This is a genomic window from Haloarcula limicola, from assembly GCF_010119205.1.
Lineage (GTDB): Archaea > Halobacteriota > Halobacteria > Halobacteriales > Haloarculaceae > Haloarcula > Haloarcula limicola.
The window spans coordinates 228426-249389 of sequence record NZ_WRXM01000004.1 but is presented as its reverse complement, the minus strand read 5'-3'; the positions used below and the strand labels follow the sequence as shown (position 1 = coordinate 249389).

26 protein-coding genes are annotated in these 20964 nt (G+C 69.2%); 20 read left to right on the top strand and 6 right to left on the bottom strand.

The features are described from left to right. Positions 1–18: 18 nt before the first annotated feature. Complete coding sequence (gene uppS, locus GO488_RS18135; RefSeq protein ID WP_162319256.1) at positions 19–930, bottom strand: polyprenyl diphosphate synthase; 912 nt, start codon at positions 928–930, stop codon at positions 19–21. A gap of 103 nt (positions 931–1033) precedes the next feature. Here uppS and GO488_RS18130 point away from each other — a divergent pair, with 103 nt between their 5' ends. Further along, positions 1034–1228 carry a cold-shock protein gene (locus GO488_RS18130; protein ID WP_162319255.1) on the top strand — a complete coding sequence of 65 codons (195 nt, stop codon included), beginning with the start codon at positions 1034–1036 and terminating at the stop codon, positions 1226–1228. Positions 1229–1329: 101 nt separating this feature from the next. Further along, positions 1330–1740 (top strand): DUF5778 family protein, encoded by a 411-nt coding sequence (locus GO488_RS18125; RefSeq protein ID WP_162319254.1) that lies wholly within the window; start codon positions 1330–1332, stop codon positions 1738–1740. A gap of 56 nt (positions 1741–1796) precedes the next feature. On the opposite strand, the gene GO488_RS18120 is transcribed toward GO488_RS18125, so the two are convergent. Then, positions 1797–2081, bottom strand: coding sequence for a DUF7577 domain-containing protein (locus GO488_RS18120; protein WP_162319253.1), 285 nt, complete (start codon positions 2079–2081; stop codon positions 1797–1799). Between the two features lie 114 nt (positions 2082–2195). Here GO488_RS18120 and ahbB point away from each other — a divergent pair, with 114 nt between their 5' ends. The 7 genes from ahbB to GO488_RS18085 all read left to right on the top strand — a co-directional run bounded on the left by ahbB (position 2196) and on the right by GO488_RS18085 (position 7090). Beyond that, entirely contained in the window at positions 2196–3251 is a 1056-nt protein-coding gene (ahbB, locus tag GO488_RS18115; protein ID WP_162319252.1) for a siroheme decarboxylase subunit beta, read from the top strand. Between the two features lie 16 nt (positions 3252–3267). Then, positions 3268–3915: a precorrin-2 dehydrogenase/sirohydrochlorin ferrochelatase family protein gene (locus GO488_RS18110; RefSeq protein WP_162319251.1), complete on the top strand. Its 648-nt coding sequence runs from the start codon at positions 3268–3270 to the stop codon at positions 3913–3915. Further along, positions 3912–5255 carry a glutamyl-tRNA reductase gene (hemA, locus tag GO488_RS18105; protein WP_162319250.1) on the top strand — a complete coding sequence of 448 codons (1344 nt, stop codon included), beginning with the start codon at positions 3912–3914 and terminating at the stop codon, positions 5253–5255. Before GO488_RS18110 ends, hemA begins: the two co-directional genes overlap by 4 nt. Beyond that, positions 5256–5546, top strand: a complete 291-nt coding sequence (locus tag GO488_RS18100) for a hypothetical protein (RefSeq protein WP_162319249.1) — start codon at positions 5256–5258, stop codon at positions 5544–5546. Between the two features lie 56 nt (positions 5547–5602). Further along, entirely contained in the window at positions 5603–5881 is a 279-nt protein-coding gene (locus GO488_RS18095) for a 4a-hydroxytetrahydrobiopterin dehydratase (protein ID WP_162319248.1), read from the top strand. Between the two features lie 87 nt (positions 5882–5968). Further along, positions 5969–6364 carry an LWR-salt protein gene (lwrS, locus tag GO488_RS18090; protein WP_162319247.1) on the top strand — a complete coding sequence of 132 codons (396 nt, stop codon included), beginning with the start codon at positions 5969–5971 and terminating at the stop codon, positions 6362–6364. A 96-nt stretch (positions 6365–6460) separates the two neighbouring features. Next, positions 6461–7090, top strand: coding sequence for an HAD family hydrolase (locus tag GO488_RS18085; protein WP_162319246.1), 630 nt, complete (start codon positions 6461–6463; stop codon positions 7088–7090). Positions 7091–7099: 9 nt separating this feature from the next. Here the strand turns inward: GO488_RS18085 and GO488_RS18080 are convergent, their stop codons facing one another. Further along, positions 7100–8029, bottom strand: coding sequence for a molybdopterin-binding protein (locus tag GO488_RS18080; protein ID WP_162319245.1), 930 nt, complete (start codon positions 8027–8029; stop codon positions 7100–7102). Between the two features lie 119 nt (positions 8030–8148). On the opposite strand from GO488_RS18080, the gene GO488_RS18075 reads away from it, so the two are divergent. The 3 genes from GO488_RS18075 to GO488_RS18065 all read left to right on the top strand — a co-directional run bounded on the left by GO488_RS18075 (position 8149) and on the right by GO488_RS18065 (position 11093). Next, the gene (locus GO488_RS18075; RefSeq protein ID WP_162319244.1) at positions 8149–8922 is read left to right on the top strand and encodes a GIDE domain-containing protein; all 774 of its coding nucleotides are present in this window, start codon (positions 8149–8151) and stop codon (positions 8920–8922) included. Between the two features lie 74 nt (positions 8923–8996). After that, positions 8997–9353, top strand: a complete 357-nt coding sequence (locus GO488_RS18070; RefSeq protein ID WP_162319243.1) for an Hsp20/alpha crystallin family protein — start codon at positions 8997–8999, stop codon at positions 9351–9353. An 18-nt stretch (positions 9354–9371) separates the two neighbouring features. Continuing rightward, positions 9372–11093 carry an ABC1 kinase family protein gene (locus tag GO488_RS18065; RefSeq protein ID WP_162319242.1) on the top strand — a complete coding sequence of 574 codons (1722 nt, stop codon included), beginning with the start codon at positions 9372–9374 and terminating at the stop codon, positions 11091–11093. On the opposite strand, the gene GO488_RS18060 is transcribed toward GO488_RS18065, so the two are convergent. Both GO488_RS18060 and GO488_RS18055 read right to left on the bottom strand, forming a co-directional pair. Next, the gene (locus GO488_RS18060; protein ID WP_162319241.1) at positions 11090–11647 is read right to left on the bottom strand and encodes a hypothetical protein; all 558 of its coding nucleotides are present in this window, start codon (positions 11645–11647) and stop codon (positions 11090–11092) included. The genes GO488_RS18065 and GO488_RS18060 overlap by 4 nt on opposite strands. Before the next feature lies 1 nt (position 11648). Next, the gene (locus tag GO488_RS18055) at positions 11649–12989 is read right to left on the bottom strand and encodes an NRAMP family divalent metal transporter (protein ID WP_206674437.1); all 1341 of its coding nucleotides are present in this window, start codon (positions 12987–12989) and stop codon (positions 11649–11651) included. Between the two features lie 250 nt (positions 12990–13239). On the opposite strand from GO488_RS18055, the gene GO488_RS18050 reads away from it, so the two are divergent. The 7 genes from GO488_RS18050 to thrC all read left to right on the top strand — a co-directional run bounded on the left by GO488_RS18050 (position 13240) and on the right by thrC (position 18630). Continuing rightward, positions 13240–13620, top strand: coding sequence for a translation initiation factor IF-5A (locus GO488_RS18050; RefSeq protein WP_162319240.1), 381 nt, complete (start codon positions 13240–13242; stop codon positions 13618–13620). Between the two features lie 2 nt (positions 13621–13622). Further along, positions 13623–14420 (top strand): agmatinase, encoded by a 798-nt coding sequence (gene speB, locus GO488_RS18045; protein ID WP_162319239.1) that lies wholly within the window; start codon positions 13623–13625, stop codon positions 14418–14420. An 88-nt stretch (positions 14421–14508) separates the two neighbouring features. Further along, positions 14509–15264: a LolA-like protein gene (locus tag GO488_RS18040; protein WP_162319238.1), complete on the top strand. Its 756-nt coding sequence runs from the start codon at positions 14509–14511 to the stop codon at positions 15262–15264. Between the two features lie 77 nt (positions 15265–15341). Then, a complete protein-coding gene (locus tag GO488_RS18035) occupies positions 15342–16046 on the top strand; it encodes a hypothetical protein (protein WP_162319237.1) in 705 nt (234 codons plus the stop codon). 32 nt (positions 16047–16078) lie between these two features. After that, a complete protein-coding gene (locus GO488_RS18030; RefSeq protein ID WP_162319236.1) occupies positions 16079–16846 on the top strand; it encodes a Nif3-like dinuclear metal center hexameric protein in 768 nt (255 codons plus the stop codon). Next, positions 16846–17406: a SprT-like domain-containing protein gene (locus tag GO488_RS18025; RefSeq protein ID WP_164509659.1), complete on the top strand. Its 561-nt coding sequence runs from the start codon at positions 16846–16848 to the stop codon at positions 17404–17406. The genes GO488_RS18030 and GO488_RS18025 overlap by 1 nt, the downstream gene beginning before the upstream one ends. A gap of 33 nt (positions 17407–17439) precedes the next feature. Next, positions 17440–18630: a threonine synthase gene (thrC, locus tag GO488_RS18020; protein WP_162319235.1), complete on the top strand. Its 1191-nt coding sequence runs from the start codon at positions 17440–17442 to the stop codon at positions 18628–18630. Between the two features lie 65 nt (positions 18631–18695). On the opposite strand, the gene GO488_RS18015 is transcribed toward thrC, so the two are convergent. After that, positions 18696–20273 carry a succinic semialdehyde dehydrogenase gene (locus tag GO488_RS18015; RefSeq protein ID WP_162319234.1) on the bottom strand — a complete coding sequence of 526 codons (1578 nt, stop codon included), beginning with the start codon at positions 20271–20273 and terminating at the stop codon, positions 18696–18698. Positions 20274–20395: 122 nt separating this feature from the next. On the opposite strand from GO488_RS18015, the gene GO488_RS18010 reads away from it, so the two are divergent. Beyond that, on the top strand, positions 20396–20767 hold the full coding sequence (locus GO488_RS18010; RefSeq protein ID WP_162319233.1) for a 30S ribosomal protein S8e: 372 nt from the start codon (positions 20396–20398) through the stop codon (positions 20765–20767). Positions 20768–20964: the final 197 nt, after the last annotated feature.

Here is a 20964-nt window from a genome sequence, read left to right as displayed (position 1 = left end):
GCCTGCATAAGCAGGGGTTCAGTCCGCCGTATCGTATTCCTCGACGGTTTCGCGCTCGCCACTCGGGAGAGCGTCGCGGAACCGACCGAGGACCCGTTTGGCCTGCGGGACCTCGGCGTCTTCGAGGGCGCGAACGAGCGTGAGGGCGCGCCGGGCGCGGGTGGTTCGCCAGGACTCCTCGCGGTTCTGGTAGGTCCGGATGGCCCGTAGGAAGTCGATCTTGCGGAACTCCGGCCAGTAGGGCGCACAGAAGAACGTCGCGGCCTCGTTGCCGTTGGCGTGCCACGGGAGGAAGTTGGAGGTCCGCTCGTCGCCGCCGGTGCGGATGATGAGGTCCACGTCGCGGGTCGGCCCCTCGTAGAGGCAGTCCTCGATCGCCTCGACGGAGACGTCCTCGGGGGCCAGCTCGCCCGACTCGACCGAGCGGGCGACGCTGCGGGCCGCGCCGAGCAGTTCCGCGCGGCCGCCGTAGGCCAGCGCGACGTTGAGATTCAGGCGGTCGTACTGGCCGGTCCGGGTCTCGGCGTAGTCGATGGCGTCTCGGACCCGCTCGGGGAGCAGCTCCGTCTCGCCGATGGCGCGGATGCAGACCTCGGCGTCGTGGACGCGGTCGGCGTCGGCGAACGTCCGGAGCTTCTCCTCGACGAGGTCGAAGATGTACTCGCGCTGGTCCTCGGGCCGGTCGAAGTTCTCCGTCGAGAAGGTGTAGAGCGTCACTTCGCGGATGCCGAGTTCGTCGCACCAGTTCAGCAGTTCCTCGGTCGTCTCCGCGCCCGCGCTGTGTCCCTGCCTCGTCTCGACGCCCCGCTTGCGGGCGTATCGTCGGTTGCCGTCCTGAATGACGGCGACGTGACTGGGCGCGCCCGAGAACTCCCGGTGGAGTAAGCGTTCGTACGCGGCGTAGCCGAGACGACGGACCCGTTCTCGCATCACCAGTAGCATATCAACGAACCGATAAGGCGTTTGTGGCTCCGACCGCCCGTGCCAACCGGCCGCATGGTTTTAATAGTTCGGGCGCGTACCCCCGTCTGCAATGGCGACCGGTACGGTAGACTTCTTCAACGACACGGGCGGTTACGGCTTCATCGAGACGGACGACGCGGACGAGGACGTGTTCTTCCACATGGAGGACGTCGGCGGCCCGGACTTAGAGGAGGGACAGGAAGTCGAATTCGACATCGAACAGGCGGACAAAGGCCCGCGGGCGACGAACCTGAAACGGCTGTAAGCGAGCGCGCTCGCTTCTGAGGAGGCGTCGCGGCAGCGAGAGCGGCTGCCACCACAATTTGATTCCGAAGTGCATTAGGGACTCGCCGGCGAGGGTCCCGTATGAGCGACGCCGACGCACTCGACGACGACCTCTACCGCCGGACCAAGCAGCTGCTGGAGCCCGGCGAGATCCAGCTCAACGGGGCCGTCGTCCACACGGAGTACGACGGGGACGACGAGATAGAGATGATGCAGGCCACCATCGACGTCGGCGACGCCATCGCCGAGGGGTACGGGATGGACCCCGAGGACACGTTCGTCTACTCGGGCAGCGACGACCCGGAGTTCGCCTCGAACCAGCATCAGGGGCTCACGCTCGACGGCGAGGAGTTCGTCTGGGAGTGTCAGCAACTGCTCCGAGAGGGGTCGTTCGATCTCGTCTTCTACTACGAGGCCAGCGCCGACCACGAGGCTATCCTCGACGACATCGAAGAACGGGGCTTCGACGTGACCGGCGTTCGCGGGGATTGAGTCGGCGCGAGTACGGCGACTGAGTCGGCGCGGGTACGGCGATTGAATCGGGTTTTTCAGTTCGGCAGCCGCTCCTGACAGTTGTGACAGTACGCGTAGTCCGGCCCGTTGGCGGATCCGCAGAAGGTACACGTCGTCGCCTCGACGCCCGCTCGCTCGAAGTAGGCGTTTAGCTGGCCCGTGTCGCGCCCGTTCCGCCGACCGCTGAACTGCGCGACGAGCGTGTCGTTCGCGGCGTAGTCCATGATGCGGAACATGACGACGAAGGAGAGGGGGACACCCACCAGTACGAACAGGAAGACCAGCAACCGCACGGCCAGTTCGGCGGTGGATATCGTCACACGGTAACTAGGGACTCGGAGAGCTAAAGCGCTCCGGAGCGCTCGCTGTGAGACGGTCTCCCGAAATGTTGTGACTCCCGCGCCGCTTTTATCCGCAGGCGTCTGAGCGTTGGTATGAGCGAAGATCTGGGGACCGTCGACCGAGCCATCTTGAACGCGTTTCAGGGGGGGTTTCCGGTCGTCGAACGGCCGTTCGAGCCGGCGGCGGCGACGCTTTCGGACCACGGAATCGACGTGAGCGCCGACGAACTCCTCGACCGCGTCCGCCGACTGGACGACGAGGGGGCCCTCACGCGCTTCGGCGCGCTCATCGACGCCGAGGAGATCGGCGGAACGGCGACGCTCGTGGCGACGCACGCGCCCGAGGACGACTACGACGCCCACGTCGAGTTAGTCAACGCCCACCCGGAGGTCGCCCACAACTACGAGCGCGAACACCCGTATCTCAACATGTGGTTCGTCCTCTCCGTGGTCGACGAGGATCGCGTCGAGGAGGTCCTGGCCGAGATCGAAGACGAGACCGGCGAGCCGACGTTCAATCTGCCCAAGCAGCAGGAGTTCCACGTCGGCGCGAAGTTCCCGGTCGAGGGACCGCAGACGCAGGCGGTGGACTGCTCGGGGGCCGGTCCCGACGTGACGCCGACCGACCGGCAGTCGCTGACGCCCGAGGAACTGGACCTCGTCCTGGAGATTCAGGGCGGCCTCCCCGTCACCGAGACGCCGTACGCGGACGTGGCCGACGCCATCGGCGCGGAGACGGAGTGGGTCGTCGAGACGATCAAGCGATTCGATCTTGAGGGGAAGGTGCGCCGGGTCGGCCTCATTCCGAACCACTACGCGCTGGGCTACTCGGAGAACGGGATGACCGTCTGGGACGTGCCCGACGACGTGGTCGACGAGGTCGGCCCCGCCATCGCCGAGTTCGACTTCGTGACCCACTGCTACGAGCGGCCGCGTCACGAGGGCGTCTGGCCGTACAACTTCTTCGCCATGACCCACGGCCGGAGCGAGGCCGAGAGCGAAGAACGCATTCAACAGGTCCGCGACCGGATGGCCGAACACTGGGACGTCTCGGCGGACGACTGGGACACGCTGTTCTCGACGCGCATCCTGAAGAAGACCGGCATCCGACTGGACGACCGCGCGGCGGCCAACGTCGAGTCGGCCTGAGAGACCACAGCTACCGATGATTCCGTTACTGCACGACTTCACGGGCGAGACGGTGCTGGTCTTCGGCGGCGGTCCCGTCGGCGCGCGGAAGGCCCGCCGGTTCGCCGCCGAGGCCGAAGTCGTCGTCGTCAGCCCCGACTTCGCCGACCGTGAGTTCGGCGGGGCCGAGCGAGTGCGCGCGGCCCCCGACATCGACGCGGTCCGCGAGTGGGTCGACCGAGCGGACCCGGCGCTCGTCGTCGCCGCGACGGACGACGCCGCCCTCAACGACGCCGCGGAAGCGGCCGCCCGAGACCGGGGCGCGCTCGTCAACCGCGCCGACGACCACGGCGAGCAGTCGGTCGGCAACGTCGTCGTCCCGGCGACCGTCCGCGACGACCCGGTGACGATTGCCGTCGCCACCGGCGGGCGCTCGCCCGCGCTGTCGAAGCACCTCCGCGAGCGCTTCGAGGCGGAGTTTTCCGGCGCTGGCGAGATGGCCGAACTGACCGGCGACATCCGAGAGGAACTGAAAGCGGCGGACGTCCCACCGACCGAACGCCGGAACGCTGTTCGCGCCGTCGTCAGGAACGACGATGTTTGGAAGGCTTTAGATAGTGGCAGGTCCAAGGCACGACAGGTAGCCACAGACGTGATCGGGGATATCTCGGGTGATTCGTCGTGAGAGAGCAGACGGGTGTCATCGTCGGCGTCCGCGTCACCCACGAGGACGCGACGGTCGACCAGTTGGAGGCCGCCGCCGCGGACAGCCAGCGCCACGCCGTCGAGTCGCTGCTCTCCCGTCGGTTCATCGAGGAGGCGTTCGTCCTCCAGACGTGTAACCGGACCGAGTCGTACGTCGTCGCTCCGGACCACGAGACCGGGCTGTCGGCGCTCTCCCCCGTCGTGGCGGACGTCCCGGAGGACGTCGTCCTCGAAATGGACCACGAAGAGAGCCTGCGCCACCTCCTGCGGGTCGGCGCGGGGCTCGAATCCATCGTCCTCGGCGAGGACCAGATCCTCGGCCAGCTGCGCGACGCCTACGAGGACGCCCGTGGCGTCGGCGGCATCGGCACGCTGCTCGAAGACGGCGTGACGAAGGCCATGCGCGTCGGCGAGCGCGCCCGCAACGAGACGGCCATCAACGAGGGGGTCGTCTCGCTGGCCTCCGCGGCCGTCCGACTGGTGAACAGGGAGTGCGCGCTCGCCGGCGAGACGGCGCTCGTCGTCGGTGCCGGCGAGATGGGACAGCTCGCCGCGAGAGCGCTCGCCGAGCGCGTCGACCGGGTTCTCGTCGCCAATCGGACGGTGCCGCACGCCGAACACGTCGCGGAGACGATCGACGTCGACGCGAGCGCCGTCGCGCTGAACGCCGTCGAGGCCGCCGTCGAATCGGCCCGGATCGTCGTCTCGGCGACGGGGAGCAACGACCACGTCTTCGACGCCGACACCTTCGCGGAGTCGGGCGAGACGTACGTCGTCGACATCGCCCAGCCCCGCGACGTCTCCGCAGACGCCGCCGAGGTCCCCGGCGTCAGCGTCTACGACCTCGACGCGCTGGAGTCGGTCACCGAGGAGACGCGCGCCCAGCGGAAGCGGGCCGCCGAGGAGGTCGAGGAGATCGTCGACGAGGAGTTCGACCGCCTGCTGGCCCAGTACAAGCGAAAGCGGGCCGACCGCGTCATCTCCGCGATGTACGAGAGCGCGGAGCAGGTCAAGGCCGCAGAGCTCAACCGAGCGATGGCCAGCGAGGAGTTCGACGAGGCCCAGCGCGATGTGATGGAGTCGATGGCCGACGCCATCGTCTCGCAGCTGCTCGCGGCCCCGACCCGGAGCCTGCGCGACGCCGCCGAGGACGACGACTGGTCGACCATCCAGACCGCACTGGAGCTGTTCGACCCCGACTTCGGTCCCGATTCCAACGACCCGCCGGCCTTCGTCGAGGACATGGCCGTCGAGGACATCCCCGAGGGGATGCGCGAGGAGATCCCGGCGTCGGTCCTCGACCAGTTGGCCGACGACTGAATGGTCTCGATCGTCCCGTTCCTCGTCGGCGTCGGCTTCGTCGCGGCGGCCGTCGGCGGACTCCTCGAGGTGACGAACTACACCGAGCGGCAGCGCAGCGACGAGCGCCGACTGGTGCAGGCGTTCACGTACGGCTGTCTCTTCCTGCTCGCGTTGGGGCTGGCGGCGGTGTGGTTCGGCCTCCGGAACGCCGACCTGCCGGTGTGGTTGGTCGGGGGCATCGCCGTCACCGTCCTCGCCGTCGTCCTCGTCCAGCGGCGGCTTCGAAGCCGACTGGGGCTTGACGACTGAGACGGCCGACCCGGGCCGACCCAACTGATTTGAGTCTGGCAGGCCACCGGTCGAGTATGGCAGACCTGCTATCCGACGAGGAGATAGCCGAGCGCATCCCCGACGGCTGGGAGCGAGAGGACGACGAGATCGTCCGGACGTTCGAGTTCGACGAGTACCTCGACGCCTCCGGGTTCCTGAGCGCGGCCGCGGGCGTCGCCGAGGACGCCTTCCACCACCCGGAGATGACGATCACTTGGGGCGAAGTCGAGGTGCGCCTGACGACCCACGACGCGGGCGGGATCACGGAGAACGACACGGACATGGCCGAGCGGTTAAACGGCATCTACGAGTGATGCGGATTGTTGTAGACTATTTCTGGATAGCGCCGACCCCGAGGTCGACGCGTACCGGTAAATCGCTACAACAAACCGTATAAGCCGATGATGGAAGACGGGACCGACCCGAAGGCCGCGCCGGCCCGATACGTCTTCCGCGTGACCTTCCGACTCGACCCGAAGCAGGGAGTGACTACCGAGCCGGACCGCTTCGAAACGGTCCTGTACCGGGCGGCCGACCCGCCGGGCGAAGACGGGTGGCTGTTCTTCCGCGACAACTGCTGGCGGGGCAACGTTGCCGACGAGAGACACGTTCGGCAGTTGGCGGAAGACGCGCTGGGAGTCCCCGTCGAGTCGGTCTCGTTCAGCGAACTCCAGACGAGCGAGGCGTACTTAGACGACCTCAAGGAAGCTATCGCGGCCGATCTCGGCGTGTTCAACGCCGACGACGTGACCGAGGTGCTCTCGAAGTACCTCGGTAGCTCTATCCGCGTCGAGTGATCCGCGGTACCACGACCCACGCATTGTTATACGCTTGTTAAACAGGTTTTAGGGCCAACAAGACTATACAGGAATCTCCCCTATACCTGTAATCCCATGGCACACGACTATGACTTCTGGCTGTTCGACCTCGACGGGACGCTCATCGACGTCGACCCCGGGTATCCGCCAGCAGTCATAGCCCGCGTGGGCGAGCGACTCGGCCACGGGTTCAGCGACGAGGAGGCGACCCGCCTCTGGTACGGGCAGGGCGACGCCCGCGAGGACCTCCTCGCCGAACGCGACATCAGTCCCGAACAGTTCTGGAGCGCCTTCCACGAGGAGGAAGATCCGCGCGAACGGGCCGAAGCGACGTACCTCTACGACGACGCCGAGCGGTTCCTCGCCGACCGGGCGGAACCCGTCGGTCTGGTCACTCACTGTCAGGAGTACCTCACCGACCCGGTCCTCGACGCGCTGGACATCGCCGACTGGTTCGACACCGTCGTCTGCTGTGACGACGACATCGGCTGGAAGCCCGACCCCGCGCCGCTGTACCGCGCCATGGACGAGATGGGCGTCGGCCACAACGGCCACGTCGGCGCGATGGCGGGCGACAACCCCGGCGACATCGGCGCGGCGCGAAACGCCGGACTCGACGGCATCCACGTCGCTCGGGAGGAAGACACCGATCGAGACCGTTGCGTGCGCGGCGACCACCGCGTCACGTCGCTGCTCGACCTCTGAAGCCGGGCGCTACGGGAGGTAGTCCCAGTCCTCGACGGCGACGCGCTCCCCGGCGGCCACCGCCTCGGTCCCCTCGGGTACCGCCACCCAGCCGTCGGCCCGCGTCGCCGATCCGAGGTCGATCCCCGAGAGCGGCGTCGCGGTCCCCTGTTCGTGCGAGACGGGGACGAACGCCCGCCGCGACGCCGTCGTCGCTACGTCCTCGGTGAGCGTCGCGTCGGCCGTCGGATGCGACGAGAGCGGTGCGCCGGAGAAGGCCTTCACGAGCGGCCGGAGCAACTGGACGGCTCCGACGCGGGCGGCGACGGGCGACTCCGGCAGGAGGAGGACGGGTCGGTCCTCGACGACGGCCAGTCCGGTCTCGCGGCCAGGCGTGATAGCGACCCGCTCGGCGATCAGATCACCGAGATCCGCGACGACGTCCCTGAGCGCGTCGCCGGGTTCGGTGCCGGTGAGGACGACGACGTCGCGGGTCAGGTCCCGCTGGACGGCCGCCCGCAGGGCCGGGGCGTCGTCGGCGACCACGTCCCGATAGGTGGCCTTCGCGCCCCAGCGGTCGGCGTACTGCGCGAGGGTGAACCCCGCCGTCTCGACGCGTTCGCCCTCGGCCGCCTCGCGCTGGACGAGTTCGTCGCCGGTCGGGACGATGCCCACCTGCGGGCGCTGGCGGACGTGCAGTTCGTTCCGACCGGCGGCCTTCAACAGGCCGAGGTCGGCGGGCCCGAGCTGCCGGCCGCGCTCGAAGACCGCGTCGCCGACGGCGATGTCCGACTCGGGAACGGCCTCGGCGGCCGTCGCGTCCTCCGCGAGCACTCGGCCGACGGCGACGGAGAGCGGGACGCGGTCTGTTCGGTCGACGGGGACCGCGTAACTCCCGAGTTGCCGACGCGCGGTCTCGAGGCTACATTCGTCCCCGTCCGTCGGTGAAGGGCCGGTCATACCGGGTCGTGGTACCGAACGTGCAAAAGATTCCGGAGTCCGTCGGTACTGGTCCCGGATCGGATTCTCGTCCCCTCTCACCGATAACGCTTTTTGCGTCTCCCGGACAGGGACGGCGTATGGTCCTCCCGCAGCTGGTCGCGCTGGGCTTCGCCGCCGTCGCCGCCTACCTCCTCTACACCGGCGGTCGCGAACTCACGACGGTGTATCACGTCCTCCGAGACGACCCGGTCGAAGTCCGGACCCTCCACGGCCACACCGGCCCGGTCGAGATAGAGGGGACGGCCGTCGAGGGCGACGAGGGAACGGTGACGGCCCCATTCACCGGGTCGCCGTGCCTGGCCTACACCTACGAGGTCGAGGAGCTTCGTTCCTCGGGGAAGAGCGAGTCGTGGCACACGCTGGACGAGGGGATGGGCGGCGTCGACTTCGTCGTGGACGACGGCACCGGTCGCGTCCGCGTCGACCCCTCCGGCGCGGACGTGCGCCTCGAAGACCACACCGTGACGGTACCGCCGGGGACGGAACTACCGGACCGGCTGGCCGAGTACGTCGCCGCGACGGACGCCGTCGACGCGCAGGACAGGACGGTGAACCTGCTGGTCACGGAGATCAACGTCGGGAACAAGCAGCGGTTCACCGAGCGCCGGCTCGACGTGGGTGAGTCGGTGTACGTCTACGGGCAGGCGCGGCGCGGCCCCGCGGTCGAGTGGGGGAGCAACCTCGTCGATGCCCTGGTGGGCGACGGGAACGGCACGCCCGTGTTCGTCATCTCGGACACGTCGGAGCGCGGGACGGCGTGGCGCATCGCCCGCGGCGGTCTCTGGCGGGTGGGGCTGGCGCTCGTCGTCGGACTGCTCGGGGTGGTCTTTCTCCGGCCGTTCGTCCCGTAGCGAGCGTCGAACGACACCCGTGCCCCGCTGCCGACACCGCCGGGTTTAACGCTCCGCCGCTCCTACGTCGGCGCATGTCAGCGCTGCGTGAGGCGTTGCGGGACCTCCCCGACGCCGTGTTCGCGGACGTGCTCGAATCCGAGGAAGCGTACCTGCTCGTGCTGGACCTGCCGGGCGTGACCGCGGAGACGCTCGACGTCAGCGTCGAGGGCGGCCGCCTCGTCATCGAAGGGCAGCGCGCGAAGGACGCTCCCTCGGAGTTCCGCTTCGTCCGCGAGGACCGCTCCGTATTCCTCGACGTCGAACTGCCGCTCCCGCCGGACGCGACCGGGCGGGGGGGCGAGGGGACCGTCGAACGCGGCGTCCTCGAACTCCGCCTCCCGAAGGCCAGCGCCGCGCCGAGCACGACGATTCCCGTCGAAGAGGCCTGACTTCGGGGTGCCCTGTCGGTGAATCTCCGCGCGTACTGGCGGTTCTTCGTCGTCGTTCGCCACTTCCTGCCGCTGATGCTCGCCTACGCACGCGACCGAAACCGCTTCCTCCTCTTCGGCCGGTCCCGGCAGGTCACGGGCGAACAGCGGCGAGAGCGGGCGACGACGCTGCTGGACTCGCTGCTGACGCTCGGCCCGACCTTCATCAAACTCGGGCAGTTGCTCTCGACGCGTCCCGACATCCTCCCGCCGGAGTACATCGACGAGTTCTCGAAACTGCAGGACCGCGTCCCGCCGGCCGACTGGGAGAAGGCGAAGCCGGTCCTCGAAAGCGACCTCGGGAGCGTCGAGGAGCGCTTCGCGGAGTTCGACACCGACGCGATAAGCGGCGCGTCGCTGGGGCAGGTCTACCGCGCCGAGGTCGACGGCGAGCCCGTCGCTGTGAAGATCCGCCGGCCCGGCATCGAGGACCTCGTCGAGGCCGACCTGCGGGTCATCCGCTGGTCGCTCCCCCTTCTGATGTACTTCATCGACGAGTCCCGGTCGTTCTCCCTGGAGACGCTGGCCGACGAGTTCGCCAAGACCATCCGCGAGGAGATGGACTACGAGCGCGAGGCCCGCATGCTCGGCGAGATCCGGGAGAACTTCGCCGGCGACGGCGCGGTCCGCATCCCGCGGGTGATAGACACCCACTCCACCCAGCGCGTCCTGACGATGGAGTACGTCCCGGGAACGAAGATCAACGACATCGAAGACTTAGACGCCCGCGGCATCGACCGAACCCGGTTGGCCGAGACGCTCCAGCGCTCGTACCTCCAGATGATCATCGAGGACGGCGTCTTCCACGCCGACCCGCACCCCGGTAACCTCGCCGTCCAGGAGGACGGGACGCTCGTCTTCTACGACTTCGGGATGTCCGGCCGGGTGGACCCGTTCGTCCAGGACAAGATCGTCGATTTCTACGCGGCCGTCGCCGAACAGGACATCGACGCTATCCTCGACGCCCTCATCGAGATGGGAACCCTGAGTCCCGAGGCCGACCGGCAGGTGATGGGCGACGTGATGGAGCTGGCCATCGCGGACGCCCGCGGCGAGGACATCGAGCAGTACCGCGTCCAGCAGATCGTCCAGCAGGTCGAGGACACCATCTACGAGTTCCCGCTTCGCCTGCCGTCGAACCTCGCGCTCGTCCTGCGCGTGGCGACGGTCGTCGAGGGAGTCTGCGTGACCTTGGACCCCGAGTTCGACTTCATCTCGGTGGCGACCGAGTACCTCCGCGAGGAGGGGTACATCGCCGCCGGGGTCAGGAACTACGTTGAGGACCGGGCGACGGAGGTACAGGACGCCGCCCAGTCGGCGGTTCGCATCCCGCCGAAACTCGAATCGGTCCTCGACCGGGTCGAACGCGAGGACCTGCAGGTCCGGGCCGACATCGAGGACTCGGACCGCCTGCTCGCGACGATGACCAAGCGGCTGATCCTGGGGATGATGCTCGCCAGTTCGATATTCTCGACGGCCTTCCTCTACGCCGAGGCGACGCCGCTCGTGGCCGCGGTCACCGGCGTCGCCGTCGTTGCGCTGACCGTCGCGCTCTGGTGGTCGTTCCGGTCGCGGAAGAACGTCCGCGCGAAGCCGCAGTTCACCAGACAGAGCATGCGCGAACGACAGCAACAGTCGGGGTCGGGGAGCGTCGGCGGTGCCGGCGGGCTCCCGACCTCCTTCGACGACGAGGACGCCTAAGTTCGGCGTTCGATGACGCGGTCGGCCCAGGAGCGGAGCGTCTCCAGCGCCGCCTGTTCGTTGTGCGAGACCGGGTCGTCGCGGCCGAGTTCGTCACTTTCGAACGCGTTGAGCACGGCGACCTCGGCCCGGTCGCAGCAGGCCGTCAATCGCTCGATCCATTCGGGGTCGGCCTGCGCGGGGATGGTGGCGTCGTTGACGAAGACGGCCCGCGGGTCCGTCGGCGCGGCGTCGAGTCTGACCGACGCCATCGCCTCGTTCTCGCGGGCGATTTCGACCGCCTCGCCGTCGCTCTCGCTGTCGGCCCGGGGGGCGTGTGCGTCCACGACGCCGTACCAGACGTCGTCGGGGACGCTCGTGAACTGCGTGAGATGGCCGCCGAGTACCTCTCCGTCGCGCTCGACTTCGGGCGCGAAGTCGAGGACGACACAGCCCTCGGGACCGTCGGCCGCGAGCCACGCCTCCATCGCCCGCGCGGTGAGCCGCGTCTTCCCGGCGTTCGAGGGGCCGACGACGAGCGTTCGCCCGGAGAACGGGACGGGATCGTCCGCCATCTCAGTCGGCCGGAACCGCGCGCTCACCTTCGTCTCGCAGCCGGTCCCGGACGAACAGGGCCGCGAGACCGACCATCGCGGCGGCGAGGACCGCGGCGAACGCGAGGATGGCGAGCGACACGGGGTCGGTGACGCCGCCCGACGCCACCCGCCTCACCCACTGCCCGGCGACGACCGTACTGATGCCGACCACCAGCAGGCCGCCGACGTTCTCGAGGAGCGAGTTCGTCTCCGGGACGGCGGTCGGGTCGTTGAGGAGGTAGAGCACGAGCGCCAGCACGAACGGCGTCCCGACGAACCCGATCGCCAGCGCCTGGACGAGCAGGCCGAACACCGCGCCGGGAATGAACACGCCCAGAGCGCTGAGGAGCGCGAAACCGGCGATGGCGGCCCGATAGCGCGAGTCGGCGGTGTCCTGTGCCCAGCCCATCTTGTCCGCGAGGACGTACGGCGGGACGACGGTGTTGCCGCCGAGCGTCGTCACGGCCGCGCCCCAAAGTCCGAGCAGGAACAGCCACTTCGCATTCGACCCGACGAGCGGCCCGAGCGCCGTCGCAGCGCCCACCGCTCCGAGGCCCGGATCGCTGAGGACCGACGCGGCGACGAGGAAGATGGCGAGGCTGGCGACGCCGAAGGCGACCAGCATCGACGCGCCCACGTCGAAGACGGCGAGGTCCGCGTCGTCGATGGTCCAGCCGCGGGCGCGCATCGTGTAGGACTGCATCGTCACGAGCGCGATGTGGACGGCACCGCCGAGGATGCCCGCCGCGAGCAGCGCCCCTTCGACGCCGGCCGGGATGGCGGGAACGAGGCCCGCCGCCGCCGCGCCGTAGTCGATGGGGACGACGAACAGCGACGCGACGAACAGGACGACCACGAGCGAGACCAGCACCTTCGCGCCGCGTTCGGCGTACTCGTAGCCGCCGCCGGCGAGGCCGACGGCCAACACGACGCCCCAGAACACCGCCCAGACGACGGGGCTGAAGCCCGCGACCTCGGCCGAGACGCCGGCGAGCGTCTTCATGATGACGAGTTGGGCGACCCCCGCCGCGACGACGGTGTCGGCGACCAGCAGCCACGCCCAGGCGTCGCCGAGGTTCTCCTCGACGGCGGCGACGATGCCGGCCTCGGTCAGCAGGCCGAGACGCATCGCCAGGTACTGCGCGGTCGCGCCCATCACCGCCGAGAGGACGACGACCCACAGCAGCGCGTAGTCGAAACTCGCGCCGGCGGTGACGAGCGCGCCGATGGTCGCCGGCCCGGTGGCGATGGCCCCGGCGAGCCACGTCGGCCCCATCCCCGAGAGGCGCTCGCGGAGGGAGCGCGTGTCCCTCGTCGCCATCTCAGACGCACCCCGGGAACGATTCGACGACGACGTAGCCGTCGCGCTGGTACTGTTCGAACTGCTCGTCGGTAAGTGCCATACCACTTGCTACTATTCGTTAGTGATAAGCGCTTCCAACTGCGGTTTCGTCGGCGCGTCGGTCGGATCGTCGATGGGCAACCGGTCAGTCCGATGACCTCCCGATCCGCGCGGGTCGCGACTGCGCAATTCCAAACCGTTTATACTACGACAGAGGTAACGCGGCGGTATGGCAAGAGAGCAGACAGAAGTTCGCGAACTGGACGAGGGCAGTTACGTGATGATCGACGACGCGCCGTGTAAGATCGACTCCTACAGCACGGCCAAGCCCGGCAAACACGGCAGCGCCAAGGCGCGAATCGACGCCCGCGGCGTCTTCGACAGCAAGAAGCGCTCGCTGTCCCAGCCCGTCGACGCGAAGGTCTGGGTCCCCATCATCGGCCGAAAGCAGGGACAGGTCGTCTCCGTCGACGGTAGCGACGCACAGGTCATGGACCTAGAGACCTACGACACGTTCACGATGCTCATGCCCGAGGACGTCGACCTCCAGCCCGACGACGAGATCGAGTACCTCGAATACGAGGAGCAGCGCAAGATCACGCGGTCGTAACGATGTTCCCCGGCGCGGCCGCCGACCGCGAGGACGCGGCCTACGCCCTCGTGGGGGCACCGCTGGACGCTTCGACTTCTTTCCGTCCCGGTGCCCGCTTCGGCCCGCGCCGCGTCCGCACGTTCGGCGAGCAGTTCGACGACTACGACCGCCACACCGGTCGGCACTTCACCGACCTCTCTGTGTACGATCACGGCGACGTCGGCCCGACGGCCGACACCGCCGAGTACCTCGACTTCCTGACGAGCGCCATCGCCGAGTTCGACAGGGACGGGGCCGTGCCGCTGCTGGTCGGCGGCGAACACACCGTCACCGTCGCCGCCGTCCGCGCGCTCTCCCCGGACGTCTTCGTCTGTCTCGACGCCCACCTCGACCTGCGCGAGTCCTACGCCGGCGACGAGTACTCCCACGCGACGGTGACCCGCCACGCGCTCTCGGTGGCGGACCGCGCGATCGTCCTCGGCGCTCGCACCGGGAGCGAAGCCGAGTGGGACCGCGCCGACGCCGAAGACGTGACCGTCGTCCCGCCGGAGGAGGTGCCCGGCTGGACGCCGGACTTCGACGGCACGGCCTACCTCTCCGTGGACATCGACGCCGCCGACCCCGGGTTCGCGCCCGGAACCGGTACCCCCGAACCGTTCGGCCTCTCTCCCCGCGAGATGCGCGACGCGGTCCGATCGGTCGCTCCGCAGACTGTTGGTTTCGACATCGTGGAAGTGAACGACCGCGACGACGGGCAGGCCGCCACGCTGGCGGCGAAACTCCTCCGCGCGTACGTGTTCGCCCACGCGGACGCGTAGCGCTTCGCCGCTTTAACTCCGCGGAGTCGCCTCGTCCGCCGTGAGACCGACGAAAGGTTCTTTCTGTCGGCGTCGGTACGTCCGTTCGATGCGCCGCTCCGCCCTCCACGTAGCCCTCGCGCTGTCGCTCGTTCTCGCCGGCTGTTCCGTCTTCGGCGACGAACCCGTCCGAGAGGAACGGGCCGTCGAACGGCTCGACGCCGCCCGCGAACGCGCCGAGACCGTCGAATCCTACCGCTACGAGGTCGACATCGACGCCTCGACGACCGCCGGCGGCGAGCGGATCGACGGCTCCGGGTCCGGTCGCGTCAACGTGACGACCCGCCGGCAGGCCGCCAACGTGACCGTAGATGGCAGCGTCACCGGAAGCTACGTCGATAATCGGACCGCGTTCAAGCAGTGCCAACCGGGCGGCCCGTTCTGGGGCGAGGAGAACGTCTCGGCCGGGGGCGACTGGGCCGAACTCACGCCGTTCGGTCGACAGCTCTCCCTGCTCTCGACGGGCGACCTCTACCACAACGGAACCGAGACCGTCGACGGTCGGCGAACGGTCCACCTCTCGGGCCGCCCCGCGCCGTCGGCGCTCGAAGAATCGGGCGACGGCGCGGGGAACCGACCGGTGTTCGGTTCGCCCGACGTCGACAGCGTGACAGTCGATCTCTGGCTGAACGAGACGACGGACCTCCCGGTTCGGAGCCGGGTGACCGTGCGCGCGAGCGGCGGCGGCGAGACGGCCACCGCGACGATGACCACGCGCTTTCGCGACTACGGCGACCGGGTCGAGGTGACGATTCCCCCCGACGTTCGAGCGGACGCGATGGCACTCGGCTGTCCCGGTGACTGACCGACCGTCGACGCTCGACCCCGTTGCTTTCACCGACCGCGCCCCGTTTTATTAGCGATGAGCGCACAAGCGGGCGTATGGACCGACTCTCCTCGTGTTACTTCTGTGGCGGCGCGCTGGACGCGTCGCTGGCCGAGTATCCCGTCGTGCCGAAACGGCTCCGGTCGCCCGATGCCGAACGGCGGACGGTCGTCCTCTGTCAGACCTGCCGTCGAAAACTCGGGACAGTAGTGGAGGAAGTCGTCGCCGCGGCGGAGGGTGAGTCCGACGCAGCCGGCACGGCCGACGCACGCGACATACACGACGCGAGCGGCGACCGAGAGGCCCAGTCCGCTTCCGAGGCCGACCCGATGGCGACGGACGAGACCACCGACGCCGGAGACCCCGAGCGCGGTGACCCTCTCCTCGAAGACGCGACGGGAGCGACGGGCGTCGAGACGGCCGAGGACGAAGCAACTGATTCGACCGGCGCGGCCGCCACAGAGACGCCGCCCGCGGCCGGCGAGTCGCCGTCCGGGGCCGACGCGCAGGCGAGCGACGACGCCGAGCGCGCGGGATCCGACGAGGGCGACAGCGGCGGCGCGTCGCTGACGCGGCTGGAGTACAACAGGGTGATGCGCCTCGTCCAGAACCGACAGCTCCCGGTCGAGAAGGCGGAGATCCGCGAGGTGGCGGTCAACGCCTACGACATCGAACCCGAGGAGTTCGACGCGATAACCGACGCCGCCGTCGAGCGCGGTCTCATCGGCGAGGCGGACGGGCGGTTCGTCCCGGCGGAGTAAGACATACGACGCCGGCGGCGAAACGACGGGGCATGCACGCAGGCGAACTCGCCGCCAGACTCGACGAGGAGCTCGCCGTCGACGCCTACGCCGATATCGACGCGAGCCCCAACGGACTGCAGGTCGGCCCGGCCGACCGCGACGTCGACCGCGTCGCGCTCGCCGTCGACGCGGCCGCCGAGACCATCGACCGAGCCGCCGACGCCGATGCGGACCTCCTGCTCACTCATCACGGCATCGTCTGGGGGAGCGTCGAACGCGTCACCGGGACGACCTACGACCGAGTCGCACCGCTCATCGAGGGCGGCCTCGCGCTCTACGTCGCGCATCTCCCGCTCGACGGTCACCAGACGCTCGGCAACGCCGCCGGCGTGGCCGACCTCCTCGGTCTCGACGACCGCGAGCCGTTCGGTACCGTCGGGAGCGAACGCATCGGTCAGCGCGGGACGCTCCCCGAACCGACGCCGCTCTCGGACCTCACCGGGACGCTCGAATCGTCGCTCGACACCGGCGGCCGGCCGGTTCAGACGCTCGATTTCGGCCCCGAGAGCGTCGAAGACGTGGCCGTCGTCACCGGGAGCGGGGCCGACTGGGTCGGTGAGGCCGACGAGGTTGACGCCGACGTGTTGGTCACCGGCGAGGGCAAACAGCAGGTCTACCACGAGGCCCGCGAGGCCGGTATCAACGTCGTGCTGGCGGGCCACTACGCCACCGAGACGTTCGGCGTCCGGTCGGTCGGGTCCCTGCTCTCGGAGTGGGGGCTGGAGACGACGTTCATCAACTGCCCGACCGGGTTCTGATGGACGCCGTCGCCTACGGGGACGTCGCGACCGATGCGGACCTCGTCGCGTGGTCGCGGGCCTACTGTCGGGACGTGCGCCGCGAGCGGGCCGTCTCCGTCCGCTTCGACCTCGTCGACTGGGAGGTGTCGAAGCGGGCGAAGCGCCGAGCGGCCGCGGTCAAGCGGCCGAAACTGCCCGACGCCGCTGTCGGGACGCCCTACGACTGGGAGCGAATCGAGAGCGCCGACGGCCGGCCCCTGCCCTGTACGCTGTCGCTGACCCGTGAGGCCTTCGAGTCGTTCGACCGCGCGGAATGGGAGGCGACCCTGCGGCACGAACTCGTCCACGTCGAGCAGTACCAGCGCGACGGGACGACCGACCACGGGCCGGCGTTCCGCGAGCGAGCGGCCGACCTGGAGACAGAGGTTCACTGTCCGGCCTTCGCCGACGCGAAGTACGTACTCGCCTGTGACGCCTGCGGCGACCTGGTCGCCCGCCGCTACCGCGAGTGCAAACTGGTCCGCGAACGCGAGCGCTATCGCTCCGACTGCTGCGGCGCGGGCCTGGCGCTGGAGTGAACACCTTACGACCCCGCCGCCCGTAGCGACAGTATGGACGTTCCGCTGATCTGCTACGACTGTGGGAACACGGCGACCCTCGCGGTCGGCGCGCGCTGTGACTGCGGCGAACCGTATTGGGTGGCGACCGATCCGAAGGGTTTCGCGTGGCCCGAGAGCGGGGAGCGGTCGCTGTGGCGTTATCGCGACCTGCTGCCCGACGCGGACCCGACCGGCCTGGCCGCCGGGGCGGGCGGGACGCCGCTCGTTCGCACGCCGCGATTGGACGACGATATCGGCGCGCGGGTCCACGCGAAGGTCGAAGGGTCGAATCCGACGGGGACGTTCAAGGACCGCGGGAGCGCCGTGGGAGTCGCGGCCGCCGCCGACGCCGGCTACGAGACGGTCGGCACCGTCTCGCACGGCAACATGGCGCGGTCGATGGCCGCTCACGCCGCCAGCGCCGGACTGGACTGTCTGGTGCTCGTTCCGGCGGATGCCCCCGCCGAACGCCTCTCGCTCCTCGCCCGGCACGACCCGACGATACTCCGCGTCGAGGGGGACTACGGCCGGCTCTACGACGAGTCGCTCCGCGTCGGCCGCGAACGGGGGATCGCGTTCGTCAACTCGGACACGCCGTTGCGGGTCGCCGGCCAGAAGACGACGGCGCTGGAAATCGCGGAGTCGTTCGCGCCGAGCGTGCCCGACGCGGTCGTCCTCCCCGTCTCCAGCGGCGGCCACGGGAGCGCCGTCTGGAAGGCCTTCCAGGAACTGCGCGAGGCCGGCCTCGCGACCGAACTCCCGCGCCTCTACTTCGTCCAGACGGCGGCCTGTGGCCCAATCGCCGAAGCCTGGGAGCGGGGCGACCGGACGGCGACGCCCGTCGACGGCGGCGAGACGGTGGCGTACTCCATCGCCAACGCCGACCCGCCGAGCGGTAACCGGGTGCTGGCGGCGGCGCGAGCGACCGGCGGCGGCGTCATCGCCGTCGACGACGACGCGATCCTCGACGCGCGACGGGCGCTCTCGACCGACGCGGGCCTGTTCGTCGAGAGCGCGTCTGCCACGGCGCTCGCCGGCGCGCATCGGCTCGCCGAGAGAGGTGCCTTCGAGGGTGACGACGACGTGGTGCTGATCGCGACCGGAACGGGGTTCACCGAACGCGACGTGGACGCGCCGGCCGTCGACGCCGCGACGGTGGAACTGGGAGCGCTGGACGACGCCGTCTCCGAGCGGATGGACTGATGCCGCGACATCGCGGACGACGAATGTCGCCTCGCGGAGATTCGGAACGCCGGCGAGAAACGTCGTCATCGGAACGACGAGAGTTCCCGGAGTCGCCGGAGCGCGCGCACGCTCAGACTCGCCCCGCGAGCGGCCACTCGATTCGGGAGGGGGTTCGCCGGCACCAGCGGATGGAGCCGCTGGGTCGCTACCGTCTGGGATTCGGTGTACTTCCGAATCCCCTCGCGGCCGTGTCGTCGGCCGATACCCGAGTCGCCGACGCCGCCCATCGGCGCGTCCGTCGAGGCCCACATCCCGAGGTAGGCGTCGTTGACCGAGACGGAGCCGGCGTCGATGCGCCGGGCGAGCGATTCGCCCCGGTCGGCGTCCGCGGTCCAGACGCTCCCGTGGAGGCCGTAGTCGGTGGCGTTCGCGCGCGCGACGGCCTCGTCGGCGTCGGCGACGGGCGTCACCGAGACGACGGGGCCGAACGTCTCCTCGCTGGCGGCGGTCGCGTCTTCGGGCAGATCGGTGAGAACGGTCGGCTCGTAGAACAGCGGCCCCACGTCCTCGCGGCGCTGTCCGCCCGTCTCGACGGTCGTGCCACGCTCGCGGGCGTCGGCGACGTGCGCTTCGACCGTTTCCAGTTGGTGATCGGCGACGAGCGACCCCACGTCGGGACCGAAGTCGAGCGCCGCGCCGAGTTCGAGCGACTCGGTCGCCGCGACGAATCGGTCGAGAAATTCGTCGTAGACGCCTTCGTGAACGAAGATTCTCTCGAAGGAGATACACAGTTGGCCGGCGTTGGCGAAGCTCCCGTGGACCAGCCCGCGGACCGCCTTCGAGAGGTCCGCGTCCGGGAGGACGACGGCGGCGTTCTTCCCGCCCAGTTCCATCGAGGCGTCGATCAGGTGCTCGCCGGCCAGCGACGCGACGGTCCGTCCCGTCTCCGTGCTCCCGGTGAAGGTGAGGTAATCCACCGAGGCGACGAGCGGTTCGCCGACGGTCTCGCCGTCGCCGGTGACGACCTGCACGAGGTCCTCGGGGACGCCGGCCTCGGTCAGCAGTTCGACCGCGCGCAGCGCGGTGAACGGCGTCGCCTCGGCGGGTTTGAGCACCGCGGCGTTGCCCGCGAGCAGGGCCGGTAACATGTCCGAGATAGCCAGCGTCAGCGGGTAGTTCCACGGTTCGATGAGCCCGACGACGCCGACGGGGTCGCGGTGTTCGACGGTTTTCGTCACCAGCGGGAATCCGCTGCCCCGCCGGGTCGAACGAAGGTGGTCCGGCCCCTCGCGGGCGTAGTAGTCGGCGGTCAATACCACGTCCAGCGCTTCGACGTGGGCGTCGAGGCGGGACTTCCCCGCCTCCGCTTGGACGATGTCGAGCAACTCCTCGCGGTTCGAGAGCATCTCGTCCGCGACGGACTCCAGTACGGACGCGCGTTCGTCCAGCGGCCGGTCGGCCCACGCCGACTGCGCCGCCCGCGCCCGCTCGACGGCCGCGGTCACGTCGGCCGGTCGGCACGCCGGCACCGTCCCGAGAGCCGTGTCGGTAAACGGCGATCGGACCGTCATCGATTCCCGGTCGCCGACGCGGGTGACCGCCCCGGCGAGGCGCTCTCCGGTCCGCGCTGGCAGTACGGCCGAAACAGTCGACGCGTTCACGGTTTCTCGAACGGACGGGACGTACAATGTAGTTTCGCCGCGGCGGCCGTGCCCCGTGTCGGGACGGCCGCGCTTCGTCGGGCATCGAACGGTTCAAGTAGCCGCTGGGTCATGAAACGGGTATGAAAGACCAGGGACGCTCCCCTCGCAAGCGGACGGGCGGTCGACGACGCCCGAACCACAAGAAGAAAAAGCAGCAACTCGGCCGGGAGTCCACCGAGACGCAGGTCGGCGACCGGAAACTGAAGGTCGTCGATTCGCGGGGCAACACCCAGAAGGTCCGTGCGGTCACCACGAACGTCGCAAGCATCGCCGACGGCGCGGAGACCCGCGAAGCGACCATCGAGACGGTCGAGGAGAACCCCTCCAACCCGAACTACGCCCGCCGAAACATCATCACGAAGGGCGCGGTCATCGAGACCTCCGAAGGCATGGCTCGCGTCACCTCTCGTCCCGGTCAGGACGGCCAGGTCAACGCCGTCCTCGTCGAGTAGCGCGCGCTCGGTAGTTTTCGGTAGCCGCTCGTCGCCTGCATAGCGACGCGTCTCTCGAGACGATTCGGAAACAGCCCGTAGCGACGGCGGCCGGTGCGTGCCGCCGTCGAAGCGACGTGCAGCTGGCGACTGACGAAGTGCTGGCGAACCGACCGCACGTCGCCGTAATATACACTATCGTTCGTAATAAATCCGCG